Source organism: Micromonospora pattaloongensis, from assembly GCF_900107255.1.
In the GTDB taxonomy this organism is placed as follows: Bacteria; Actinomycetota; Actinomycetes; order Mycobacteriales; family Micromonosporaceae; genus Micromonospora_I; species Micromonospora_I pattaloongensis.
Genome location: NZ_FNPH01000002.1, coordinates 281,202 through 306,619 on the forward strand (window position 1 = coordinate 281,202; position 25,418 = coordinate 306,619).

Below are 25,418 nucleotides of genomic sequence, written 5' to 3' on the forward strand. Positions count from 1 at the left end.
GGATGGGACTTCTGGACGCGGTCAGCTCACCGCGGTGTTCTGGTCGGCCGCGGCGGCATGAAAAGCCCGGATGGTCCCGCGGCCGAACAGGCGGCGAAGATCCTTGGTCGGGTTGGTCATGTCAGCCCACCGCTCGGTGTCCGTGAATTCTTCCACCGAGCGCCTCGGCCAGCGCCGTCCCGACGGTCCGCACCGCCGGCCCGGTCAACATGCCGAAGTGATCGGCATCGGCGACGTCCTCGGTGATCTGTCCGGTCACGTACGGACGCCACATGGACGCTCTATAGTCGCCGGCCGCCGCGTCGCGACCGGCGGTGATCACGGTGATGTCGCCCTCGTAGACGGCACCGCCCAGGTCGTTCGCGACGTGGCGGTACCGCAGGGCGGCACTCACCACCTCGCCGGCCTCGTCGCCGGTCAACGCCCAATCCGCGGCCAGCCGGTCGGTCAGGCCGGCCAGGCCGGTGATCGGCGCCGACGGGTCGCCGGGCAGAGCGGTGGCCAGGCCGGCGACGACGTCCGCCGCGAAGTCGTCCGGGCCGAGGTCCAGCGCGGCGCGCTGCTCGGCGAACGGGTAGGCGTCGATGAGGCTCACGCTGACGACCTGGCCCCCGCGGGCCAGGTCGGCGGCGACCGCGTGCGCGACGACGCCGCCGATCGACCAGCCGGCCAGGTGCACCGGCTGATCGCCGACGGCGTTGCGGATCAGATCGGCCAGCGCCGCGATCAGCTTCGGGCCGTCGCTGAACTCCAGCCGCGGCACCTGCAACCCGTACACCGGATGGTCCCCGGGCAGGTGCGGCAACAGCGCGGCATAGGCCCAGCTGAGGCCACTGATCGGCGGGAACAGGAACAGTGGGGCTTCGTCGCCGGTGCCGCGCAAGGTGACCAGCGGCGCCAGCATCGAGCCTGCCTGCGCCGGCGTGGTGCCGGCGACGGCGAGTTCGTGCGGGGTGGGTGCGCTGAAGATGTCCCGGACCCGGATCGGCAGACCGAGCGCGCGGAGGCGGGCGGCCAGGGTGACGGCGAGCAACGAGTGACCACCGAGCTCGAAGAAGTTGTCGTGGGCGTCGACGTGATCGACGCCGAGGATCTCGGCGAACAGCCCTTCGATGGCGGTCTCGTGCGGCGTGCCGGGTCCGCGCCGCGGGGATGCCGTGCTCCCGGGTGCGGCGGCGGGGGTCCACCGGGCCACGCGGGCGGCGAGCGCCTCGGCGCCCACCAGCGTGATGTCGGCCAGCGGCGTTTCGGGCGCGGCGGCGACGGCGGTGAGCAGCTGGGTGAAGACATCGACCAGCTGCTCGACGGTCGCGCGATCGAACAGATCTACGGCGTACTCGACCACGCCCTCGATCCCCGTCGCCTCGTCGTCGGTAAAGGTGTCGGCCATCGAGAACAGCAGGTCGAATTTGGCGGCGTCGTAGTCGAAGGGTTCGTCGGTGGTCGTGGTGTGCTGCAGGTTGAGGGGGCTCTGGTCGTTGTTCTGCCAGGCCAGCAAGGTTTGGAACAGGGGATGCCGGGTGGGATGCCGGTGGGGGTTGAGGGCCTCGACGATGCGTTCGAACGGAGTGTCCTGGTGCGCGAACGCAGCCAGGTCGGTGTCCCGGGTGCGGGTGACCAGCTCGGTGAAGGTCGGGTTGCCCGCGGTGGAGGTCCGCAGGACGAGAGTGTTGACGAAGAAACCGATCAGGTCTTCGACGGCTTGGTCGGTGCGACCCGCGGTCACGGTGCCGATGGTCAGGTCGGTCCCGGCACCGAGGTGGGTCAGCGTGGCCAGCAACCCGGCCTGCACCACCATGAACACACTGGCCTTGCTAGCGTGGGCGATATCGGTCAGCGCGTGATGCACGGTCGCCGACAGATGGAACTCGACCTGATCACCGCGGCCGGTAGCCGCCGCGGGACGGGGCCGGTCGGTGGGCAGGGCCAGCTCGACCGGCGCACCGTCGAGGGTCTCGCGCCAGAACGCGAGCTGCCGATTCAGGACACTGGCCGGGTCTTTCTCCTCGCCGAGCCAGCGACGCTGCCAAAGGCTGTAATCGGCATACTGGATCGGCAGCGGCGCCCAGTCCGGTGCGGCGCCAGCCAGCCGGGCGGCATAAGCAGTACTGAGTTCCTCCAGCAACGGCTCGGTCGACCAGCCGTCACCAGCAATGTGATGCAACACCAGGACCAGGACGTGTTCCTGGTCGGGCAGCTCGATCAGGGCAGCCCGCAACGGCGCGTCGGTGGTCAGGTCGTAGCCGGCGTTGGCGATCTCACTGATCCGAGCGGTGACCGTGTCCGCGGAAGCGGCGATGACCGGCAGATCGATCTCCAGCGCCGGCTCAATGCGCTGATACGGCACACCATCCTGCTCGGGATAGGTCGTGCGCAACGTCTCGTGCCTGGCGACGACATCACCCAACGCCGCGTGCAGGGCACCCGTGTCGAGGTCACCACGAATGCGTACGGCGTAAGGAATGTTGTAGTTGCCCGACGGACCTTCGAGCTGATTGATGAACCACAACCGCGCCTGAGCAAACGACAACGGAACCCGATCCGGACGGCCCACCGCCGTGATCGGCGGCCGAGCCGCATCCGCCGCCGACAACCGCCGAGCCAATCCCGCCACCGTCGGCGACTCGAACAAATCCCGAACCGCGATCTCACGACCCAGGAAAGCCCGAATCCGCGCCGCCAACCGCACCGCCATCAACGAATGTCCACCGAGCTCGAAGAAATTCTCATCCACGCCGACCCGCGAACGACCCAGCAACTCGGCGAACACATCACACAACACCACCTCCTGCGGCGTCCGCGCCGACCGACCCGAACGACGCGCGGGCTCCGGCAGCGCCCTCGCCGACGCCGCGTTCCGGGCGCGCTCGACGAGGTCCGCGAGCTGGTCGCCGTGGAGGGCGATGTCGGCCAGCGGCGTCTCCGGCGCGGCGGCGACGGCGGTTATCAGCTGGGTGAAGGTGTCGGCCATCCGTTGCGCGGTCGACCGGTCGAACAGGTCGAGGGCGTACTCCAGCGAGCCCTCGATCCCCTCCGGCACGCCGAAGGAGTCGCGGTTCTCCTGGATCGACAGGACGAGGTCGAATTTGGCGGCGTCGTAGTCGAAGGGTTCGTCGGTGGTCGTGGTGTGCTGCAGGTTGAGGGGGCTCTGGTCGTTGTTCTGCCAGGCCAGCAAGGTTTGGAACAGGGGATGCCGGGTGGGATGCCGGTGGGGGTTGAGGGCCTCGACGATGCGTTCGAACGGAGTGTCCTGGTGCGCGAACGCAGCCAGGTCGGTGTCCCGGGTGCGGGTGACCAGCTCGGTGAAGGTCGGGTTGCCCGCGGTGGAGGTCCGCAGGACGAGAGTGTTGACGAAGAAACCGATCAGGTCTTCGACGGCTTGGTCGGTGCGACCCGCGGTCACGGTGCCGATGGTCAGGTCGGTCCCGGCACCGAGGTGGGTCAGCGTGGCCAGCAACCCGGCCTGCACCACCATGAACACACTGGCCTTGCTAGCGTGGGCGATATCGGTCAGCGCGTGATGCACGGTCGCCGACAGATGGAACTCGACCTGATCACCGCGGCCGGTAGCCGCCGCGGGACGGGGCCGGTCGGTGGGCAGGGCCAGCTCGACCGGCGCACCGTCGAGGGTCTCGCGCCAGAACGCGAGCTGCCGATTCAGGACACTGGCCGGGTCTTTCTCCTCGCCGAGCCAGCGACGCTGCCAAAGGCTGTAATCGGCATACTGGATCGGCAGCGGCGCCCAGTCCGGTGCGGCGCCAGCCAGCCGGGCGGCATAAGCAGTACTGAGTTCCTCCAGCAACGGCTCGGTCGACCAGCCGTCACCAGCAATGTGATGCAACACCAGGACCAGGACGTGTTCCTGGTCGGGCAGCTCGATCAGGGCAGCCCGCAACGGCGCGTCGGTGGTCAGGTCGTAGCCGGCGTTGGCGATCTCACTGATCCGAGCGGTGACCGTGTCCGCGGAAGCGGCGATGACCGGCAGATCGATCTCCAGCGCCGGCTCAATGCGCTGATACGGCACACCATCCTGCTCGGGATAGGTCGTGCGCAACGTCTCGTGCCTGGCGACGACATCACCCAACGCCGCGTGCAGGGCACCCGTGTCGAGGTCACCACGAATGCGTACGGCGTAAGGAATGTTGTAGTTGCCCGACGGACCTTCGAGCTGATTGATGAACCACAACCGCGCCTGAGCAAACGACAACGGAACCCGATCCGGACGGCCCACCGCCGTGATCGGCGGCCGAGCCGCATCCGCCGCCGACAACCGCCGAGCCAATCCCGCCACCGTCGGCGACTCGAACAAATCCCGAACCGCGATCTCACGACCCAGGAAAGCCCGAATCCGCGCCGCCAACCGCACCGCCATCAACGAATGTCCACCGAGCTCGAAGAAATTCTCATCCACGCCGACCCGCGAACGACCCAGCAACTCGGCGAACACATCACACAACACCACCTCCTGCGGCGTCCGCGCCGACCGACCCGAACGACGCGCGGGCTCCGGCAGCGCCGCTCGGTCGATCTTGCCGTTGGGGGTGAGCGGCAGGTGCTTCAGCCGCATGAATTCGTACGGGACCATGTAGTCGGGCAGGAACTCGCGGACGTGCTCCTGCAGGGCCCGCACCGACACCCGGCCGCGGGGCACCGGGACGATATAGGCCGTCAGGTTGACGTTGCCGGCCTCGTCCCGGCGGCCCACCACCACGGCCTGGGAGACCTCGGGGTGCCGGGCGATGACCTCCTCGATCTCGCCGATCTCGACCCGGTTGCCGCGGATCTTGAGCTGGAGATCGGCTCGGCCGATGAAGATCAGGTCACCGTCGGTGGTACGCCGGACGAGGTCCCCGGTACGATACATCCGCTCGCCGGGCGATCCGTACGGGCACGGCACGAACCGGTCGGCGGTCGCCGCCTGCATACCGAGGTAGCCGCGGGCCACACCGGCGCCCGAGATGTACAACTCACCCACCTCGTCGGCGGGGACCTCGACAAGATCGTCGTCGAGGACGTAGACCGCCATACCGTCCCGGGCTGCGCCGAGCGGGAATGTCGCGAACTGCGGCGGAGCCGCAGGCCGGCCGGGCCCGCTCACCTCGACCTGCGTGACGATGAGCGTCGCCTCGGTCGGTCCGTAAATGTGCCGGATCACCGTGTCCGGGCACGCCGCGGCCACCTTGACCACGATCGACGGGGACACCACGTCACCGCCGACCGACACCTCGCGCAGCGGGGCGAACAGGGACGGCGCGGTGTCCGCCATCGCCTCGAACAGCCCGGATGTCATGCCCACCGCAGTCAGGCCGTATCGGTCGATCATGGCTTCCAGGGCCGCCGCGGTGAGTGCCTCCGGTGGCGCCACCACCACCCGGCCACCACCCAGCAGCGGCGTCCAGATCTCGTAGACCGTCAGGTCGAACGCGTGCGGCGAGTGGAACAGCACCGCGCCGGCACTGCTGTTCTGCGCCCAGCAGCTGTCCGTGGCCAGTTGGACGAGCGCCTCCTGGCTGATCGCGACCCCCTTGGGCCGGCCGGTGGAGCCCGATGTGTACATGACGTAGGCCAGCGCCGCTTCCGGCTGGACGACGGCGGGAGCGTGACGGGGCTGCCGGGACAGATCGAGCAGGTCCAGCCGGATCGTCTCGGCCGCGGTCTCGAACGGCACCGGGTCATGCGCCGCGTCGATCAGCAGCAGGCGGGCCCCGGCATCGTGGACCACCTCGGCCATCCGACCCGCCGGGAACGCGGTGTGGACCGGCACGTACGTCCCGCCCGCCTTGGCGATGGCCAGCATCGCCACGATGACGCCTACCGACCGGTCCAGCAGCAGCGCGACCGGCTCCTCGGCGGTCAGGCCGAGGCCGGTCAGATGCCAGGCGAGCTGGTTAGCTCGCGAGTCGAGCTCGGCGTAGGTGAGCGACTCATCCGGACCGTCCACCGCGACGGCGTCGGGCGTGCGTCGAGCCTGATCCGCGAACCGGCTGGGCAGCGTCTGCATCTCGTCGTCTTCCTTAGTCTGGTTACGGGGTCGAACCGGCGGCCGGTCAGTCGCCGAGCGGGACGGGCCGGGAGAGTTCGGCGGTGAACTCCTCAACCGCCGACCGGAAGGCCGTCGCGAGATCCTCTATGTCGGCGCGGTCGCAGATGTCGCCGCGGAAGCTGAACTCGACGTGCAACTGCCCAGGCTGGTGGCTGACCGAGAGCGTCACGTCGGTCACGGTTCCGTCCGCGATCTGCTCCTCGAACTGCACGTCCAGCCCCGGCCAGTCACCGCCGCTGTCCCAGGCCGCGTCCTGTAGCACCAGCGTCACCGGAGCCAGCGGCGGCGCCGTGTCGTCGCGGTCCGGCTCGAGATGGTCGACCACCTCCGAGTACGGGAACGTCTGGTGCTCGGCGCCCGCCACCACGGTGTCGCGGGCCCGGCAAAGCAGCTCACCGTAGGTAGGTTCGCCGCTCAGGTCGACCCGCAGCAACACCAGGTTGACGAAATATCCGACGAGGTGCCGGGTGTAAGGCAGCGGGCGGTTCACCATCGGGGTGGCGATCAGCAGGTCGCGGCATCCGGTCCGTCGGGCCAGAGCGACCGACAGCGCGCTGAGCAACACCATGAACCGGGTGACGCCGGAGCGGTGGCAGGTGGCGGCCAGGTCACCGATTCCGTCGCCGGTGTCCGGAAGCCACAGCTGCACCGGTTCGCCCGGCGCGGCGGCGTTGCGGCGGCGCGGTTTGGTCGCCAGATCCACGGGCGCCGGGCGGCCGGCCAGACGGGTCAGCCAGTAGTCGCGCTCCCGCCGGCAGTCGGCACCGGCCAGCCAGTCGTGATGCCACCGCGCGTAGTCGGCAAAGGTCTCGATGATCGGCGGCAGATCGACCGGCCGGCCGGTGACCGCGGCGCGATAGGCCGCGCTCAGGTCCCCGGTCATGACACCGGCCGAGGTGCCGTCGAAAACGATGTGATGGATGTTCAGCATCAGCACGTGCTCGGCCGACGACAGCCGGACCAGCACGGCCCGGATCAGTGGACCGGCCGCCAGATCGAAGCCGGCGGTCGCCTCGGTGTCGAGCTCGCGCCGCAGTTCCGCGTCCTGCTCGGCTCCGCGCAGGTGCGTGAGATCGACGATCCGCAGCGGGTTGACCGGCCCGTCGAACCGCTGCACCGTCTCGTTACCGTCGAAGTCGAAGACCGTGCGGAGCGCGGCCTGCCGGGCGATGGTCGCGTCCAGAGCGATGCCGAGTGCCGCGGCGTCGAGGGCGCCGCGGAACCGATACACCTGCGGGACGTTGTAGTCCGACGCGCCCGGATCGAGCTGGTCGATCACCCACAGGCCGGTCTGCGCGCCGGTCAGCGGGGCCGGTTCGAGGCCGCCGACAACCGAGGCCGGCCCGGCGGCGGCCATCTCGTGCAACCGCCGGAGCAGCCGCGCGCCGCGTGCGGTTCCGTTGCTCACTGGCCGGCCACCAGATTGTCGACCAGATCGGCCGGGTCCGGGAGGGACAGTTCCGGGACGGAGTCCCGGATGTCCTCGTACCGACCGGACGCGACCAGCTTGCCGTCGCGCAGCACCATCACCCGGTCGGCCTGGGCCAGTGCGATCTCGCGGTGCGACACGGCCAGGCACGTACGGGCGCCGTCGGCGCGTAGCCGGTGCCACAACTCGCGCTCGGTGTTCACGTCGAGCGCGCTGGAGATGTCGTCGAACACCAGCAGATCGGGGTTGCGGACCAGCATCTGGGCGGCCGCGACCCGCTGGGCCTGGCCGCCGGAGAGCGTGGTGCCGCGGGGGCCGACCCGGGTGGCGAGCCCGTCCGGCATGGTCGCCAGATCGGCGTCCAGTACCGACAGGTACGCAGCCCGTTCGATGTCGGCCTCCGTGACGTCGGCACCGGCCGTGATGTTGTCGCGCACCGAACCGGTCATCAGGTAGGGAACCTGCGGGGTGTAGGCACACCGCGGCGGGATGAGCACGTCCGCCGGCCGGTCCACCTCGACGCCGTTCCACTCGATCGTGCCGGCGTCCCGGTCGAGGGCGCCGATCAGGACCCGCAGCAGCGTGGTCTTGCCCGCGCCGACGCCGCCGGTGACGACGACGAGCTCACCCCGGCGGACATCCAGGTCCACGCCGTCGATACCACGATCGGACCCCGGGTGACGGTAAGTCAGCTGCCGGGCGGACAACTGGATCAGCGGACCGACGGGCGACGAATCGCGGGACGCCGCGGCCACGCCGGAGCGCGACGTCGGAGCGGCCACCAGCGCAGCCAGGTCGGCGCCGTCGTCGACCACCTCGTCGAGCCGGGTCATCGACACCGCGGCCTGCTTGTACTCGGCCAGGCTCTGGCTGAACAACGTGGTGAACTCGGTGATCCAGACCAGGTAGGAGACGAACAGGACGATGCCACCGACGGTGAGTGTGCCGTCCCGCAGTCGGCTCACCGCCAGCAGCATCACCAGCCCGGCTCCCAGGCCGGAGGTGCTGTTGAACACCGCACCGAGCATGACCTGGGAGAACAGGCGGCTCTTCAAAGTGCGCGCGCGGCGCGTCTCGCTGAGCTCCCGGACCCGGTCGGTCACCCGGTCGACGCCGTCAGCCAGCTTGATCGCCTGGACCGCGCGGAAGACCTCCCGCAGCATCGAGCTCACCTCGCCCGCGGCCTCCCGGCTCCGCGCGTAGTGCCGCTTGATCTGCGTGCTGGTGAAGGTGATGAGCAGGCCGGCGGCGAACACCGGCACCACGACCAGGACGGTCAGGACGACGTCGACGCTGGCCATGACCCCGAGGGCGAACAACGCCTGCGCGGTCGAGCCGACCACCACCATGGTGGACACCATCATGTCGGCGACCGTCTGCGAGTCGGTGGTGAGCCGGTTGACGGTGGAGCCGGTCGAGTGCGGCAGCGCCTCGGCGCCGGGCCGGCGGAAGATCCGGGCGACGGTGTTACGGATCAGCAGTCCGCCGGTCGTGCTGTCGGTCCATCCGTCCACCGCCACGCTACCGAAAAGTGATGCGACGCGGGCCAAGACGGCTCCGATGAGGACCGCGAACAGCACCCACATGCCGGTGTTCAGTCCGGAGCCCTCGGCCAGCCGGTCGAACGCGATGCTGACGACCAGGGCCGGGACGAGCGGGAACACGCTGCGCATGATCTGCAGCAGGGCGCTGAGGGCGAACCAGCCCGGCGCGCGCCGGATCAGGGCGAAGGTGGCCTTGAACTGGCTCATGACGTACCTCCCGCGAGCAACGTGGCGAACCGCGACGTCGGGTCGGCCGACAGCTTGGTCTGCTCCCCGATCTCCTGGATCCGTCCCTGGTCCAGGACGGCGATGTGGTCCAGCGTGCGGACGGTGTTCAGCCGGTGCGCGACGACCACCCCCGTGCGGCCCTCGAGTAGGCGACCGGTGGCGGCTTCGACGAGGCGCTCGGTCGCCGGGTCGAGCCGCGACGACGCCTCATCCAGCACCACGACGTCCGGATCGTTGAGGAACGCCCGGGTCAATGCGACCAGCTGGGCCTCTCCCGCCGACAGCGAGCCACCGCCGTCGACGAGCACGGTGTCCAGGCCGTCGGGCAGCGACTCGTACCACTTGCGCAGCTGGAGCTCGTCCAAGGCGGCGAAGAGCCGCTCGTCGGAAACCGAGTCGTCGAAGAAGGTCAGATTGTCGCGCAGCGTGGCATGGAGCAGCTGGACATCCTGCGTAACCATGGTCACCAGCCCCCGGAGCTGGGGCAGTGAGTAGTCCCGGATATCGGCGCCGCCGATCCTCACGGCGCCGCCGGTCGCATCCTGTTCCCGGCAGATCAGCCGGGCAATGGTCGTCTTGCCGCTCCCGGTCCGGCCGAGCAGGCCCAGCGTCTGACCGGCGGCCAGCCGGAACGAGACGCCGTCGAGGGCCCGCTGCGTGCCGCCGTAGCCGAAGTCGACATTCTCGAACTCGATGTCGAGCGAGCCCCGGTCGGGCTCATGGCCCGGGCCCGACACCACCGTCGGCTGGATCGCGGTCAGCTCACCGATCCGGCGGATGGCGGCGCTGGCCCGCTGGAGCCCTTCCATGTGCATCGTGACGACGATGAGGCTGTGACTGAGCAGGTCCGTGTAGTAGTAGCCGAGATAGATCTCGCCGAGGGTGATCGAGCTGGAGGGCAGCAGATACGCGCCGAGGGCCAGCACGGCCACCGCCGACAGCGCGACCATCAGCTCCAGCAGGCTGGACGAGTAGCGGGACGCGACCATCGCGTCGCGGGTCCGCCGGACCAGCACTCCGATCCGGCCGTCCATCTCGTCGAACAGGTGGTCACGGCCGCCGTTCGCACGGATTGTCTCCCGGCCGCCGAGACGCTCCTCTAGGAAGCTCGACATGTCGGCCTTGGCCGCGCGCAGCGCCTGGGACTTGGGCACCGCGAGTCGCTGGGTGGTCCGCAGAATGATCAGCACGGCCGCCGCGGCCACCAGCAGGGTCAAGCCGATGCGATAGTCGACGAGAAAGGCCATGACGATGATGCCGACCGACAGCAGCGCCCGGCCGACCACCCCGAACACGAAGAACGACAGGAACTCGGCGAGTTCGGAGACGTCCCCGTCCACCCGTTCCATGAGTTCGCCCGGCGTGTGCTTGCGGTGGAACGACAGATCCAGGTTGAGGCAGTGGCGGACGAGGTCGGTACGCAGGCGGTTGGTCGACCGCCAGCCGACGTCCTCGCTGAGGTAACCGGCGATGCCCATCACGATCGGGCGCGCCGCGGTGAACACCATGAACAGGATGGCGATGGTGATCAGCGCGCTGTTGGTCGCCCCGGACTGCACGCCGTCGATGAACCGGCTTACCCAAAGCGGCGCGATCAGCTCGATCGCGATGTTGCCGAACAACAGCACGGTCAGCACGATCAGCCGCGGCCATTGCGGGCGCACGTACCGGCTGAAGAGTTCGCGGTGCCTGGCCATCAAACTGCCTCTCCTCGGGCGTGGCTGTAGGCCGCCCCGGCTAGCGCCGCGCGGTCGAGCTTTCCGGAGGCGGTGACAGGGATCTCGGCGATCCGCTGGTACCGGCTGGGAATCATGTGTGCGGATAGCAGCCGCCCGCACTCGGCTTTGATCTGGCGGACGTCCAAATCGTGGTCGGCCACGACGTAGCCGATGAGGAAGTGGCCGTCGTGCCCGGTGCGCACGTCGACGACCGCATCCCGTACGCCGGTGCACTGACGCAGGACCGACTCGATCTCCCCCAGCTCGATGCGGAACCCGCGCACCTTCACCTGACGGTCGGCCCGGCCGGCATAGTCGAGCTCACCGCCGGGCAACCGGCGAGCCAGGTCGCCGGACCGGTAGTGCCGCACGCCGCCGACGGCCACGAACCGCTCCGCCGTCAGATCGTCGCGCCGCAGGTAGCCCGCGCCGACCCCGCTGCCGGACACCCACATCTCGCCTATCTCACCGGCCGCCACCTCGACGCCGGCTTCATCGCGCAGCGTGACGTCGAGGTGCGGCAGCGGCCGCCCGATGGGCGATCGGACGGTTCCGACCAGCGTCTCCCGGTCGAGTTCCTTGAAGGTGACGTGGACGGTGGTCTCGGTTATCCCGTACATGTTCACTGCGACCGGGCGGTCGCCCGGCAATCCGTCCAGGAAGGCCGCGGTGACGTCGAGGTCGACCACCTCGCCGCCGAAGATGAGGTAGCGCAACGCCAGCTCCGGCCGACCGGCCCCCTCGTGAGCCCGGGCGAGCGCCCGGAACACCGACGGCACCTGGCACAGCACCGACACGCGTTCGACGGCCAATACGTCGACGAACTCCTCCAGGTCCAGCGCGGCCATCGCGTTCACGACGACCACCGCGCCGCCGGTGATCAGGGGCGACCACAGCTCCCAGACGGAGAAGTCGAAGTTGATCGAGTGGAACAGGCTCCACCGATCCTCCGGGCCGACATCGAACAGCGGCAGCGCCGCGTCGAGCAGGCTGAGCACGTTTCCGTGAGTGATGACGCAGCCCTTCGGCCGCCCGGTGGATCCCGAGGTGTAGATGACGTAGGCGCGGTCCCCGGGCTCGAGGTCCACCGGCCGGAATCCGGGGTTCGCCGGGTGGCCCTGGACCGGCACCCGATGGGCGATGCCCGACCCGAGGTCGTCGGTCATCGCGCCGACCAGGCAACGGACCTCGGCCTCCTCGGCCATCAGGCGCAGCCGCGCGATCGGCAGCTGCGGGTCGAGCGGCAGGTAGGCGGCGCCGGCCATCATGATGCCGAGGATCGCGACCGGCAGATCGGCCGACCGGGTCACCTGAAGCCCGACGAGCTCACCGCGGCGCACGCCGCGGCCGACCAACTCGGCGGCGAGCGCGCGAGCGGCCTCGTCGAGCTGGGCGTAGGAGAGGACCTGGCCGCCCAGGACGACGGCCGGGCGGTCCGGGTACAGGTTCCGCGTCGCGGCGAAACGGGCGGGAAGCGAGGAAGGCGCGCCCATCAACCCACATCCAGCCCGAACAGGTCGTCGAACGTCTCGCCCCGGACGATGAGCCGAGCCTGGCCGTCGAGGACGGCGACGACCGGCGGGCGCGGCACGTGATTGAAGTTGTTGCTGAGGCTGCGGCAGTAGGCCCCGGTTCCCGGCACCGCCAGCAGGTCGCCCAGGCGCACCCCGCTAGGCAGCACGTCGTCGCGGACGACGACGTCCCCCGCGTCACAGTGCCGGCCGACCACCCGCACCGGGGTGTCGTCGCCATCCACGTCACGGCCGGCGACGACCGCAACATAGACGCCGTCGTACAGCGGTGGACGAATGTTGTCGCTCATCCCGCCGTCGACCGCGATGTAGGTTCGCAGGCCGGGCAGGTGTTTGATCGTCCCGACGCGGTAGACGGTGGCGCCGGACGGTCCGCTGATCGCCCGGCCCGGCTCGACGGCCAGGCGGGGGACGCGAATCCCGGCCGCGCGGCAGGCGTCGCCTACCGCGCTCCTCAGCCGCTCGGCCAGCTCGGTGACCGGCAACGCCGTCTGGTCCGGGATGTAGGCAATGGCGAACCCGCCGCCGAGGCTCAGCTCGGGCAGTTCGTCGCCGGCCTTGGCCAGCTCGGCCAGCAACTCGACGGCGCACCGGATCCCGAACTCGTACTCGCGGGTGCCGAAGATCTGCGAGCCGAGGTGGATGTGCAGACCACGAAGGTCGAGTACGCCGCCGGCATGGATCAGCTCGACCGCGTCCGCCGCGGCGCCCGATGCGACCGAGAAGCCGAATTTCTGGTCCTCGTGGGCGGTGGCGATGTTGTCGTGGGTGTCCGGTCGCACGCCGACCGTCGCCCGCACCAGCACCGGGGGGCATACGCCGCGATCGGCGGCCAGGGTGGTCAGCCGCTCGATCTCGTCGAAGGAGTCCACCACGATGCGGCCCACGTGATGCTCGACCGCAAGTTCGAGCTCGACGGCGGACTTGTTGTTGCCGTGCAGGACGATCCGTTCGGCCGGGAACCCCGCCGACAGCGCCAGCCGCAGCTCGCCCTCGGTGCAGACGTCGAGGCCGATTCCGGATTCGGCCACCCAGCGCGCCACCGCCCGGCAGAGGAACGATTTGCCCGCATAGTAGACGTCGAAGTCGTGGAACGCGCGGCGGAACTCGTCGCAGCGGAGCCGGAACTCGGCCTCGTCGTAGACGTAGGCCGGCGTCCCGTACTGCTCGGCGAGGTCGGTCAGGGCGACGCCGCCGATCGTGACGACGCCGTCCGGACGGCGGACGGTGTGCCGCGACCACAGCTTCGGCTGGAGCCCGTTGGCGCCGTACGGCAGCGCGGGTGTGTCGATTGAGATCATGGTTTCCTTCTGGCTGAACGGGGGCTCTCAGGCGCCGGCGAAGAAATCCGGCAGAACGGTGGCCCGGCCGTGCCGCCGGGCGTCCTCGAGGACGAAGGCGCCGACGGCGAGGTCGAGGATCCCCATGCCGAACGGAGAGAAGACCGTGGGCCGCCCGGGGTCGAGGGTCACCGAGCCGTCCAGCAGGGCGGCCATGTCACCGCTGATGAAGTCGCGGTTGCCGGTCAACTGCTCGGCCAGGTGCGGCGAGGTGTTCGCCTTGAGGCAGTGATCGATGTCGTCGACGACGTTGTTGGCCCGGAGCAGCAGTTCCGGGGCGAGGTCGCGCAGCGACAGATGCAGGATGATCTGCCCGGGCCGCAAGGCCTGGTCCGGGCCGATGTGCGGCGTGCCGGCGGTGGTCGTGAGCACCACGACGTCGGCCGTGAGGGCCTCGTCGATCGAGGCGGCCACGCTCGTGCGGGCCCCCCGCCCCTCGATCGCCGCGGCGAGCCCGGTGGCCGCGGACCGGTCCAGGTCAAACGCCGTCACGCCGGTCATCGGCACGCCGACCTCGGCCAGAAAACGCAATGTGGCGCGGGCGATCACTCCGCAGCCGACGACCCCGACGGTACTGGCCGCCGCCCCGTCCAGGCGATCGCAGGCGAGGGCGGCCGAGGCCGCCGTGCGGGCAGCGCTAATCGCGGCCGACTCGAGGACTGCGACAGGATATCCGGTTTCGTAGTCGTTGAGGATCAGGACGGCGGAGGCGCGATCGAGCCCGCGCCGGTGATTGGCCGGGAAGCTGGAGATCCACTTGATGCCGACGACCGGCTCGTCGCCGTCGATGAACGCCGGGAGCGCTATGATCCGCGAGTCCGGCTTAGCCGGAAACCGCAGGAAGTGGCTGTCGGGGTTCACGGTCCAGCCCGCCGCATGGGCACGGTAGGCCTGCTCGACGCGGGTCAGCACTGCCTTTTCGTTGTTCTCCAGTGCGGCGTCGACGACCGTGCGCGGTATCGCCGTGAAGTCAGTCATGGGCGGAAAATCCTTCCGGGGCTTCGTTGTCGAGCAGGTCCGGGCCGAAGTTCCGGCTCACCCAGCTGTTGTCGTAGACCGTCTCCAGATAGCGCTCGCCCATATCCGGCGAGACCACCAGCACCGTGCTGCCGGGCGCGATCGACGACGAGAGGGCGCTGGCCGCGGCCAAGACGAGTCCGGAGGATCCGCCGAGCAGCAGGCCGTGCCGTCGAGCCACCCGCCGGCACATGCGGACGGCCTCCGCCTCCGGGACGGTGATCTTGCGGAACGAGCCGTCGTCGGTGAAGATCTCCGGCCGGCGGCTCGCTCCGGCGCCGGGCAACCGGCGTGGGCCGGCGGCGCCGCCGAAGACGATCGAGCCGACCACGTCGACGCCGATCACTTCGGTGGCCGCGCCGATCTCCCGCATGTGGGCGACCAGCCCCATCAGCGTCCCCGAGCTGCCGACCGAGACGAACAGCCAGTCCGGCCGGCCGAACTCGGCGACGATCTCGGCGCCGGTGCCGAGCCGGTGGGCCTCGATATTGGCCGTGCTCGCGTACTGGTTGGGCCAGACGAGCGTGGGCGACTCGGCCAAGCGCCGCTGGATGTATGCGATCCGGTTGTGCAGGTAGCCGTCGTACCCGTCGCGTGTGTCCACGATGACGATCTCGGCGCCGAGCGCACGCATGTAGCGCACGCTCTGGACGTTCGCGTTCGGGTCGGTGACCAGGGTGATCCGGTATCCGCGGGCGGCGCAGATCGAGGCTAGCGCGACGCCGAGGTTGCCCGAGGTCGACTCGATGAGCTCGGACCCGGGTCCGATCCGGCCCGCGCTCTCCAGCGCGTCGAGCATCGACAGTGCGGTGCGGTGCTTGATGGAGCCGGTGACGGTGAGACCCTCGAGCTTCACGAAGGTGCTCGCGTGCGGCAGGAAACCGGGCAGTTCGGCGTAGTGCCGGGCAATGGCGCCCTGGAGCGGCGATCCGACCAGCATCGCGTCACTTCCCCTCGAATTGCGCGAGCGCCAGGTCGACGAGCGCTTCCGGACGGGTGGACTGGAGGTAGTGGCCGCCGTCTTCGATCACCACGGTGCGCAGGTCCGCAGCCAGTTCGGCCCAGTCGGCGGCGGCCGCTTCCCGGCCGGTGGTGACCGGGTCGTCCGCCGCGAGCACCACGGTGGTCGGAGCGGTCAGCCGGTGAGCCGCCGGGTCGCGGAGCACCGTGGCCAGATAGGCCCGGGCGGACACCACGTCGGCCCGCAGGGCTGTCGCCAGATCCCGGCGGTCCGCGGCGGAGAGGTGTTCGGCCCAGGCGAAACCGGTGTTGCGAACCAGCCAGCCGACCGCATCGGTGTCGCCCAGCCCGACCATGTCGTCGACCGCTCCGGTGCGGTCCGCCTCGCCGAGGACCTTGCCGACCAACATCAGGTGCCGGACCGGGCGGCCGAGCCGTTGCAGGGCCAGCGCGGTGGCCAGGGCGAGAGCCGTGCCGGCCGAGTGACCGACGATGGTGATCCGGTCCGCGGCGGTGGCGCACAACTCGGCCGCTAGGCGGTCGGCCAGCGCGGCGACCCCCGGATGGGTGTGCTCGTCGCCCGCGGCGCGGGCCGGGAGGTCGACCGCGTAGGTAGGCACCGGATCGGGTCGGGCCGAGGCCGCCCGGGCCAGCAGCACGGCGGTGACCACGCCGCCCGCCGCGAACGGCACGTAGACCAGCGCGTCACGGCCGGCGCCACGGTCACCGGTCACCCCGACCATCTCGGCCAGCAGCGCGCTCTCGTGCGGTCGGGCCAGCCGGCGGCACAATGACCGCGCGTCCGGATGGCGGATCAACTCGGCGACATGCCCGAGGCCGCCGAGCCGGGCCGCCACCCGCATCGCGGCGAGCGAATGACCGCCGAGGTCGAAGAAGCTGTCAGTCGCGCCGACCTGGTCGACCGGCAGCCCGAGCACCTCGGCGAACAGCGCGATCATCTCGGCCTCGTACGCCGTGGCGGCCGGTTCATGGCCTGCCTGCGCCGGCGCCGGAGCCCGGAGCGTCAGCGCCGGCCGGTCGATCTTGCCGTTGGCGGTCAGGGGCAACGCGGGCAGGGCGACGAGCCGGTCCGGCACCATGTAGTGCGGCAGCCGGGCGGCGAGGCCGGCCACGACCTCGGGGTCGTCGTCGCCCGCCGGGCCGGTGTGGAAGGCGACGAGACGCGGCTGGTCGCCCGTGCGGGCCACGATGACGACCGGGTTGGCCACGCCCGGCTGAGCGGCGAGCACCGACTCCACCTCGGTCAGCTCGATGCGATAGCCGCGGATCTTCACCTGGTAGTCGTCGCGCCCGGCCACGTCGATCGTGCCGTCGGGCAGGTAGCGGCCGATGTCACCGGTGCGGTAGAGCACGGGCGACAGGTCGTCGTACGGGTTGGGTCCGAACACTGCGGCGGTGCGGCCCGGGTCGTTGATGTAGCCGTACGCGACGCCGGCCCCGGTAACCCACACCTCGCCGAACGAGCCGGTCGGCATGGGCCGGCCATCGGGCCCGACCACGTGGATGGCGGTGTTGCGGATCGGCCGGCCGACCGGCACCCGGTCACCCCGGACCGGTCCGCGCATCACGTGGTGGGTCACGTCGTCCGAGGCCTCGGTCGGACCGTACGCGTTGACCAACGGGATCTCGTAGCGGGCGAACCAGTCCGACACCAGCTGCACCGGCAGCGCCTCGCCGGTGACCAGCATGTAGCGCAGGTCGGGCCAGCCGGCGGGGGCGGCCGTCTCGAGCAGCGCGTCCAGATAGGAGGGCACCGTCTCGGCCACGGTCACGGCGTCGGCGGTCAGCCCACCGGGGATGGCGCCCAGGTCGCGGACCGCGTCGTCCGGGTAGATCACCGTGCGGCCACCGACCAGCCACGCGGCCAGCAGCTGCCAGACCGAGATGTCGAAGCACGCCGGGGCGAGCTGGGCGATCCGGTCGCGGCCGGTGAGCGCAAGATCCTCGACCTTGGACCGGAGGTGGTTGAGCATGCCGCGGTGGTTCACCACGGCCCCCTTCGGAAGGCCGGTCGAGCCCGAGGTGAAGATGATGTACGCGACGTCGTCCGGGCGCGCCGGGCGGGTCGCCGCCACCGGGGCATCGACTGGAGCGTCCTCGACGAACAGGCGCTGAGCGCCCAGGCCGGTCAGGCGCTGTCCCAGCCCGGCGGTGGTCAGCACGTGCCGGCCACCGGCCCGGTCCAGCATGCCGCGCAGCCGCTCGATCGGGTCGTCGGGCTCCATCGGCAGATAGACCGCGCCACGACGCAGCACCGCCAGCACCGAGACGGCCCAGTCGAGGCCGCGGCGCATGGGGATCGCCACCACGTCGCCGGCACTCACCCCGGCGCCGGCGAGCAGCGCCTGGACCTGATCGACCCGCCGATCGAGCTGCGCATAGGTGAGGGAGGCCGAGCCGCAGGAGACGGCCACCTCCCCGGGCCGCTCCCGGATCCACCGGGCGATCAGGTCGACCGCCGTCTCGTCGCCGAGCGGGACGCGAGGACCGCTCCGGGCGTCGGCCAGGAAGCGCTGCTCCGCCGCACTCATCAGCGTCATGGACCGGATGTCGGCTTCCGGCGCTGCTGTCATCAGTTCGAGCGCACGGATGTAGTAGCCGGCGTACCGCTCGATCTGACCGGCGGTGAACTGCCGCCCGTCGTAGTGAAGCGCGAAGCCCACGTCGTCGGCGACGGCGTCCTGCCAGAACTCGGCCCGGAACGGGTGGCCGGTGCGGCTGAAGATCGCCAAGCGGCGCGGCTCGATGCCCCACGTGTCGCGCAGTTCGCGCAGCACATGGAAGTGGGTGAAGTTGAAGACCGTCTCGAACAGCGGCTCGCGCCGGTTCTGGTCACGGAGCATGCGCGCCATCGGGTATCGGCGGTAGGGCAGCAGGCGCGACTCGGCCGCGTACACCGCCTGGACGAGGTCGCGCCAGGCGCCGCCGGCCGTGACCCGGAACGGCACGGTGTTGAGGAACAGCCCGGCGACCGACTCACCGCCGTGCTCCTCGACGCGGCCACTGTGCTCGTAGCCGGTGAGCACGTCGTCCTCGCCGGTGACGAACGACAACACGGCCGCATGCGCGGCGAGCAACACCGACTTCACCGGTACGCGCAGGTCCCCGGCCAGCCGCACGACCGCGTCGGACAACGCGCCCGGCACAACCGCCTCGTGCATCACCAGGGACGGCGCTTCCGGGTCGGCCCCCAGGCGCGGCAACTGGCTGGGTGCGCCAACGGCAAGCAGGCCGGACCAGAAGTCGCGGTGGGCCGGGTCGCGCTCGGCCGCCTGTTCCAGCTCGAGGAAGCGGTCGTAGCCGGGGCCGTCGGGAGCCTGCGTACCAGCTCCGGCGTACGCGGCGAACAGATCCCGGACGAGTGTGCTCACGCTCCAGCCGTCCAGTGCGGCGGCGTGGTAACTCAGATGGACGAAGTACTCGCCGTCGCACCGGTGCACGATGATCCGCAACGGGCCGGGCCGCTCCAGCTCGATCGGACGAGCCAGCTCGGCCGAAACCAGACCGGCCACCGAATGGTCGACGACGTCCGGCCGGGCGTCGCGTAGGTCGACGATGGTGAGGGGACGGGCGACGGCCTGATGCACCAGCTGCAACGGCCGACTGTATCCGCTTGGGTGCAGCGACGTCCGAAGCATCGGATGCCGCGCCACCAACGCGTCGACCGCGGCGGCGAACCGATCCGGGTCGAGCTCTCCGGCCACCCGGAACGTGGCGACGTCATGGTAGAGGTCGTCGTCGCCGGCCGCGCACTCGTACAGGATTCCCGCCTGCAACACGCTCAACGGGTAGGCGTCCTCGACGCCCGGCGGAAGCTGGGCGCGGTCGGCGCCGGGAACGAGCCGATACGGCACGGCCACCGGTTCGGCTGCCGGGCTCGACTGCAGGAGCCCGGCCAGCTCGGCAATCGTCGGATAGGCGAACATCTGCTGGAAGGTGAGGTCCAGCCCGGCCGAGCGCAGTGCGGCGAGCACCGAGATGAACCGGATCGAGTCGCCGCCCAGGGCGAAGAAGTTGTCCCGGATGCCAACCTTCTCCACCCCCAGGGCGGCCTGCCAGACCTCGGCCAGCAGCCGTTCCCGGTCATCGCGCGGCGCCTCCCAGACCGCGTCGCCGGCCGGGCGGGGCAGGGCGGACAGGTCGCGCTTGCCGTTGCGGCCGGTCGGGATGGCCGGCACGGCCACGATGGACGCCGGCACCATGTACGCCGGAAGCGTGGCCGCCAGCTTGGCTCGGACCGCGCCAAGCACCGACGCCTTGGCCGCCAGATAGAGGCAGAGCCGGGCGGCGTCCGACTCACCGAGCACGACGGCGGCCGCCTGGCCCACGCCCGGCACCTGGGCCGCGACGTGCTCGATCTCGCCGAGCTCGATCCGGTATCCGCGCAGTTTGACCTGGTGGTCGATCCGGCCCAGGAACTCCAGCGTGCCGTCGGCGGTCCACCGGGCGAGGTCGCCGGTGCGATAGAGCCGCTCGCCCGCAGCGAACGGATCGGGTACGAACGCGGCGGCCGTGAGCGTCGGGTCACCCAGATAGCCGCGGGCCAGGCCCACGCCGCCGATGTGCAACTCACCCGGAGCGCCGAGCGGAGCCGGTGCGCCGGTCCGGTCGAGCACGTGCAGCTGAATGTTGTCGATCGGCCGCCCGATCGGGATCGGCCGGTCCAGCCGCAGATCGGTGGTGTCCTGCACCGTCACATCGATGGCGGCCTCGGTCGGGCCGTACAGATTGATGAGCCGGGCGTCGCCGGCGGCGGCGACCGTGTCGCGGAAGCCCGCCACCTGACGCGCGTTCAGCGACTCGCCGCTGGCGAAGACCCACCGCAGCGAGCCGAGAGAGTCGCCTCCGCCGGCCGATTCGAGATAGTCGGTGAAGGCGCCCAGCATCGACGGCACGAAGTGGGTCACGGTCACCCGGTCCGCAGCGATACAGGCAGCGATCCGGGCGGGGTCGCGCTCGTCGCCCTCGGGCAGCGTCACCACCGCCGCTCCGGCGATCGACCACCAGAACAGCTCCCACACCGACACGTCGAAACTCGTCGAGGTCTTGTGCAGGATGACGTCGTCGCCGGTCAGCGGGAACGTCCGCTGCATCCAGTTCAGCCGGTTGACCACGGCCCGGTGGCTCACGCCGACGCCCTTAGGGCGTCCGGTTGAGCCGGACGTGAAAATCACGTAACACAGGTCGTCCGGTCCGACCGTCACCGCCGGGGCGGTGGACGGCCCGGTCCAGATCGACTCGTCGTCGAGCGGAACCTCGACGATGCCCGCCGGCGCCGGTCCCGCGCCGGCCGCACCGGTCACCACCGCTCGCACCGAGGCCTGACGCAGCATCGTCTCCCGCCGCGCGACCGGCGCGGCCGGGTCCAGCGGGAGGTAGGCGGCGCCGGCCCGCAGCACGGCCTGGACCGCCACGATGAAGCCGGCCGATCGGGGCACGCTGACGCCGACGACGTCGCCTCGGCCCACGCCGCATTCACCCAGCCGGTGGGCCAGCTGGTCGGCCCGCCGGTCGAGTTCGCCGTAGGTCAGGCCGGCGTCGAGGACGGCACGCGAGCCGGGACTGCGCTCGGCCGCCGCGCGCAGAAACCCGTGCAGCACGGCATCGTCGGGGAACGGCGTCGCGGTGTCGTTGGCCGAGGCGACGACCGCCAGCTCGTCTGGGGTGGCCGCCAGCAACGCGCCGATCGTCCTCTGGACGTCGAGCGCGGCGGCCGCGCTCGCGGCGGCGAAACCGTCGAGCAGGCGGCGGCCGGTATCCTCGGTCAGCAGATCGCAGCGGTAGGTGAGGCGGACGCGGGCCGGATCGCCGGTCCCCACCTCGAACAACGCCACCGCACCGGCGACCGCGGCCGCGTCGGACGTCACCTCGCCGTCGACCGACACCGCGAAGTCCGCGGTCGCCGGCCCGAGAGCCGCCTCGAGCATCGCCGCCCTGAGCGCGACGAGCCGCACCGCGAAGGTGTCACCGGCCGGCACGGGCACGCTGATCGCCGTCACCGGGTCGGCGGGACGAGGGCCGGCGGCGAGCACGAACACGGTGCCGGCTCCGGTGGCCCGGGCCGCGGTCACGGCCGCGGCGACCAGCGCGACCAACCGCGCGAGGGCGCGATCGGACCGGGTGAGCCTGGTCAGCGCCGCGGCGACCCCCTCGTCGTGGACATGCTCGACGTGCGCGAACCGAGCCGGACCGCCGTCGGGCAGCCGGTCACGGGAGAGCGCCGACACCCCGCCGCCTGCATCGATCGTCATCTCAACGGTCCTCGAAATCGAATGCCGGAAGATCGGGCACCGGCACGCGGCGGTGGACCACGACGTCCGGGTCGTCGACGATCTCGTCCAGCACGGCCAGATACTCGTCGAGCAGGCGGCTCGCGGTGTCCCGGTCGAAGACGGCCGACGCGTACTCGAGGTCGACGACCAGCGCGCCGGGCATCGGATGAACCTGCAGGTTGAGGTCGAAACGCGCGTGTCCGGTCGGCAGCAGGTCGACCGAGGCGGTCAGCGCGCCGGACCGGAATTCATACATCGGGATCGCGTGCAGCGCGAAGAACACGTCGAACAGCGGCGTACGCGCCGGATCCCGGTGCCAGCCCAGCCGGTCGATCAGCACGTCGAAAGGGTAGGCTTGGTGGTCCAACGCGGCGCGGCGCCGGCGGTCGACCTCGGCCAGCAGCTCGGCCACGGTGGCGCCGGCCGGCACCTCCACGCGCAGGCACACGGTATTGACGAACATGCCGACGGTGCGCTCGAAGGCGGGATCCACCCGGCCGTGCATCGGCACGCCGACCGCGATGTCGGTGGCCTTCGCGATGCGGGCCAGCAAGGTCACGTACGCGGCGAACAGCACGGTGAACGGCGTGGTGCCCCGGCGGCGGGCGAGGGCGTCGACGGCGGCTGATCGTTCGACCGGCCGAGTCCGCCGTACCACCCCGCCGCGGTCGTCGCGACGGGCCGGCAACGGTCGGTCGTAGGGCAGAGCGAGGCGTGGTGGCGGCTCCCGGAACACGCCCGCCCAGAACACGGCGTCGCCGTACGGGTCGGCGGCCAGCCGCTGGGTGTGCCGGTCGGTGGCCTCCCGGTAGGTCGGCGCGGACGCCGGCCGAGTCGTCCCGGCGTATTCGCCGAGGAAGTCCTCGACGAACAGCGACAGCGAGATCCCGTCGAACACGACATGGTGAACATCGATGTAGAGCTCGTGCCGATCCGGCCCGAGCCGGACGAGCCGGGCCCGCACCAGCGGGGAGTCGCTGGGCGCGAACGGCCGGACGAACGGCGCGTCGTCGCCGGCCATCGGCCGGGGAAGATATTCGAACGTCGGCGGCGCCGATTCGCCGATCGCCCGGCGTGGGCCTTCCGCGGACAGTTCGAAGCGGCCATCGAACACGTCGTGCCGCGGGACCACCGCCGACATTGCGTCGCGCACCCGATCCGGGTCCACCGGTCCACGCAGGTCAATCCGAAACGGGATGTTGTACGCCAGGGAATCGGGGTCGGTCAGCCACCGGGTGTAGAGCGCGCGCTGCGCCGGGTGCAGGCCGGCCGTGGCCGGCGCGGGCCTGGGCCGGGCGGCGACGCCCGCTCGGTCGATCAGGCTGGTCATCTCGGCCAGGTCGCGGACGGCCATCAGTGCGCCGAGCGGCACCTCGACGCCGAGGCGGCGGGCGATGCGGCCGGCCAGACGGCCGAATGCCAGAGAATCCCCGCCGAGCCCGACGAATGAGGACGCCGGACCGATGTCGGACGTCGGTACCTGGAGGATCTCGGCCCACAAACCGGCGAGGGCACTCGACGTGGTGTGCGGGTCGTTCCCGGGAAGGCGGCCCGGCCGGTCGGCCGGAACGGACCCCGCGTCGCCGCGGCCGGGATCGGGCAGCGCCCGCCAGTCGACCTTGCCGGCCGGCCCGAGCGGCAGGCGGGGCAGCACCACCACGCGCTGCGGGCACAGGTAGGGCGGCAGTTGGGCACGCAGCTGAACCAGGACGGCCTCAGGCTCAACCGGACCGACCACGTAGGACACCAGTCGCGGGCCCGTCCCCGGGGTGTCGAACACCCGGGTCCACGCCGATCGCACACCGGGCAGCCGGAGCAGCACCGCATCCACCCCGCGCGGCTGCACGAGCCGCCCGGAGATCTTGACCTGGTCGTCGGTGCGGCCGTGGAAGAGCAGCACGCCATCGGCCCGCCGGCCCACGCGGTCGCCGGTGCGATACCAGCGGGCGCCGTCGCGCACCACGAACCGCTCGGCGGTCAGGACCGGGTCGCCGAGATAACCGCGGGCCAGGCCGGAGCCACCGACCCAAAGCTCACCCTCGGTCCCGTCCGGCGCCGGGGCCCCGTCGTCACCGACGACCAGGGCCGTGGTGCCGCGGATCGGCCGGCCGATCGGCAGGGGGTCGGGCACGTCGGCCGGCACCGGATACACGGTGGAGAACGTTGTGTTCTCGGTGGGACCGTAAGCGTTGATCAGCCTCAGCCCCGGACTAATCGCCCGCAGCCGCCGGACGTGCGCCGCCGACACCACATCGCCGCCGGTGATCAAGGTGTCGAGGGTGGCCAGCTCGGCCGGCGCCTCGTCGACGATCTGATGGAACAACGGCGCGGTCAACCAGGCAATGGTGATCTGCCGGGCGCGAAGGAGTGCGCCGAGCTCGGAGGGGACGACGAGCGCCTCATCGGAGATCACGTGCAGGCTGCTGCCGTTGAGCAGCGCACCCCACAGTTCGAAGGTGGCGGCGTCGAACTCCAGCGCGGCGCCGTGCAGGATCCGCTGGTCGGGACCGAAGGGCGCGTAGTCGGTGCCGGTGACCAGCCGGACGACCCCGCGGTGCTCCACCATCACGCCCTTCGGCGTGCCGGTGGTGCCCGAGGTAAACATGACGTAGGCGAGCCGGGAGGCGGAGCCCGCTGAAGGCTCGACCGACCGGGATCCGGCCGGGATGCCGGTGACGTCGGTGACCGGGCAGCGGCCGGACAGTGTGTCCCTGACCTGATCGCGGGCTTCGGCCGACCCGACCAGCATGTGCCGCAAACCGGCCAGTGCGTCGATCCGGCGCAGTCGCGCCGCCGGTTCCCGCGGGCTCAGCGGCACGTACGCCGCGCCGGCGAGGGTCACACCGACCATTGCCGCGACCGCGTCGATCGACCGGTCGATCACGATGCCGACCAGACTCCCGGGGCAGACCCCCTGACTCGTCAGTTCGTCGGCCACACCACGGGCCCGATGGTAAAGCTCACGGTAGGTGAGCTGAACATCGTCACCCTGAGTCACTGCCAGGGCCTCTGGATTTCGGGTCACCTGACCGACGAAGAGCTCTCCTATGGATGAGACATCCCTCATCCGGCGAAACTTCTCATCCGATATCTCCCCGTGTATGCCAACATCGGAGCGCAATAATACATGCCCGGCCGTCGATCAGAATGGCTTCCAAACATCGACGCCGGACCGCGATTAACGGGACCCCTGGTGATGTGCCATTCGGGACAGTCCGGCGTCGACCCTAGCTAAAGCGCGCTGGCGTGGCAACCCCGTGATCTCGGCTCCCGGGCGGCCGGCAGCGGGACAACAAGGGGCCGGCAGGTGGGAC

Annotated in this window: 10 protein-coding genes; all 10 read right to left on the reverse strand. The window is 70.7% G+C overall.

The annotated features are described in order from the left end of the window. Nucleotides 1-121: 121 nt before the first annotated feature. Genes BLW47_RS07235 through BLW47_RS07280 form a run of 10 tightly spaced genes read right to left on the reverse strand, consistent with a single transcriptional unit; the run spans nt 122 to nt 25,171 of the window. Nucleotides 122-6,001, reverse strand: coding sequence for a non-ribosomal peptide synthetase (locus BLW47_RS07235; protein ID WP_091553231.1), 5,880 nt, complete (start codon nt 5,999-6,001; stop codon nt 122-124). Between the two features lie 46 nt (nt 6,002-6,047). Then, entirely contained in the window at nt 6,048-7,451 is a 1,404-nt protein-coding gene (locus tag BLW47_RS07240; RefSeq protein WP_091553234.1) for a condensation domain-containing protein, read from the reverse strand. Further along, nucleotides 7,448-9,223, reverse strand: a complete 1,776-nt coding sequence (locus tag BLW47_RS07245; RefSeq protein ID WP_091553239.1) for an ATP-binding cassette domain-containing protein — start codon at nt 9,221-9,223, stop codon at nt 7,448-7,450. Before BLW47_RS07245 ends, BLW47_RS07240 begins: the two co-directional genes overlap by 4 nt. Beyond that, nucleotides 9,220-10,941 carry an ABC transporter ATP-binding protein gene (locus BLW47_RS07250; protein WP_091553243.1) on the reverse strand — a complete coding sequence of 574 codons (1,722 nt, stop codon included), beginning with the start codon at nt 10,939-10,941 and terminating at the stop codon, nt 9,220-9,222. Before BLW47_RS07250 ends, BLW47_RS07245 begins: the two co-directional genes overlap by 4 nt. Next, on the reverse strand, nt 10,941-12,455 hold the full coding sequence (locus BLW47_RS07255; protein ID WP_091553247.1) for an amino acid adenylation domain-containing protein: 1,515 nt from the start codon (nt 12,453-12,455) through the stop codon (nt 10,941-10,943). The genes BLW47_RS07250 and BLW47_RS07255 overlap by 1 nt, the downstream gene beginning before the upstream one ends. After that, the gene (lysA, locus tag BLW47_RS07260) at nt 12,455-13,795 is read right to left on the reverse strand and encodes a diaminopimelate decarboxylase (RefSeq protein ID WP_091553251.1); all 1,341 of its coding nucleotides are present in this window, start codon (nt 13,793-13,795) and stop codon (nt 12,455-12,457) included. Before lysA ends, BLW47_RS07255 begins: the two co-directional genes overlap by 1 nt. A gap of 27 nt (nt 13,796-13,822) precedes the next feature. Next, nucleotides 13,823-14,812 (reverse strand): 2,3-diaminopropionate biosynthesis protein SbnB, encoded by a 990-nt coding sequence (gene sbnB / locus BLW47_RS07265; RefSeq protein ID WP_091553254.1) that lies wholly within the window; start codon nt 14,810-14,812, stop codon nt 13,823-13,825. Next, nucleotides 14,805-15,791: a 2,3-diaminopropionate biosynthesis protein SbnA gene (gene sbnA / locus BLW47_RS07270; RefSeq protein ID WP_091553257.1), complete on the reverse strand. Its 987-nt coding sequence runs from the start codon at nt 15,789-15,791 to the stop codon at nt 14,805-14,807. The genes sbnB and sbnA overlap by 8 nt, the downstream gene beginning before the upstream one ends. Nucleotides 15,792-15,795: 4 nt before the next feature. Further along, nucleotides 15,796-22,083: a non-ribosomal peptide synthetase gene (locus tag BLW47_RS07275; RefSeq protein ID WP_091553262.1), complete on the reverse strand. Its 6,288-nt coding sequence runs from the start codon at nt 22,081-22,083 to the stop codon at nt 15,796-15,798. Nucleotide 22,084: 1 nt separating this feature from the next. Next, nucleotides 22,085-25,171: a non-ribosomal peptide synthetase gene (locus BLW47_RS07280; protein WP_091553266.1), complete on the reverse strand. Its 3,087-nt coding sequence runs from the start codon at nt 25,169-25,171 to the stop codon at nt 22,085-22,087. Nucleotides 25,172-25,418: the final 247 nt, after the last annotated feature.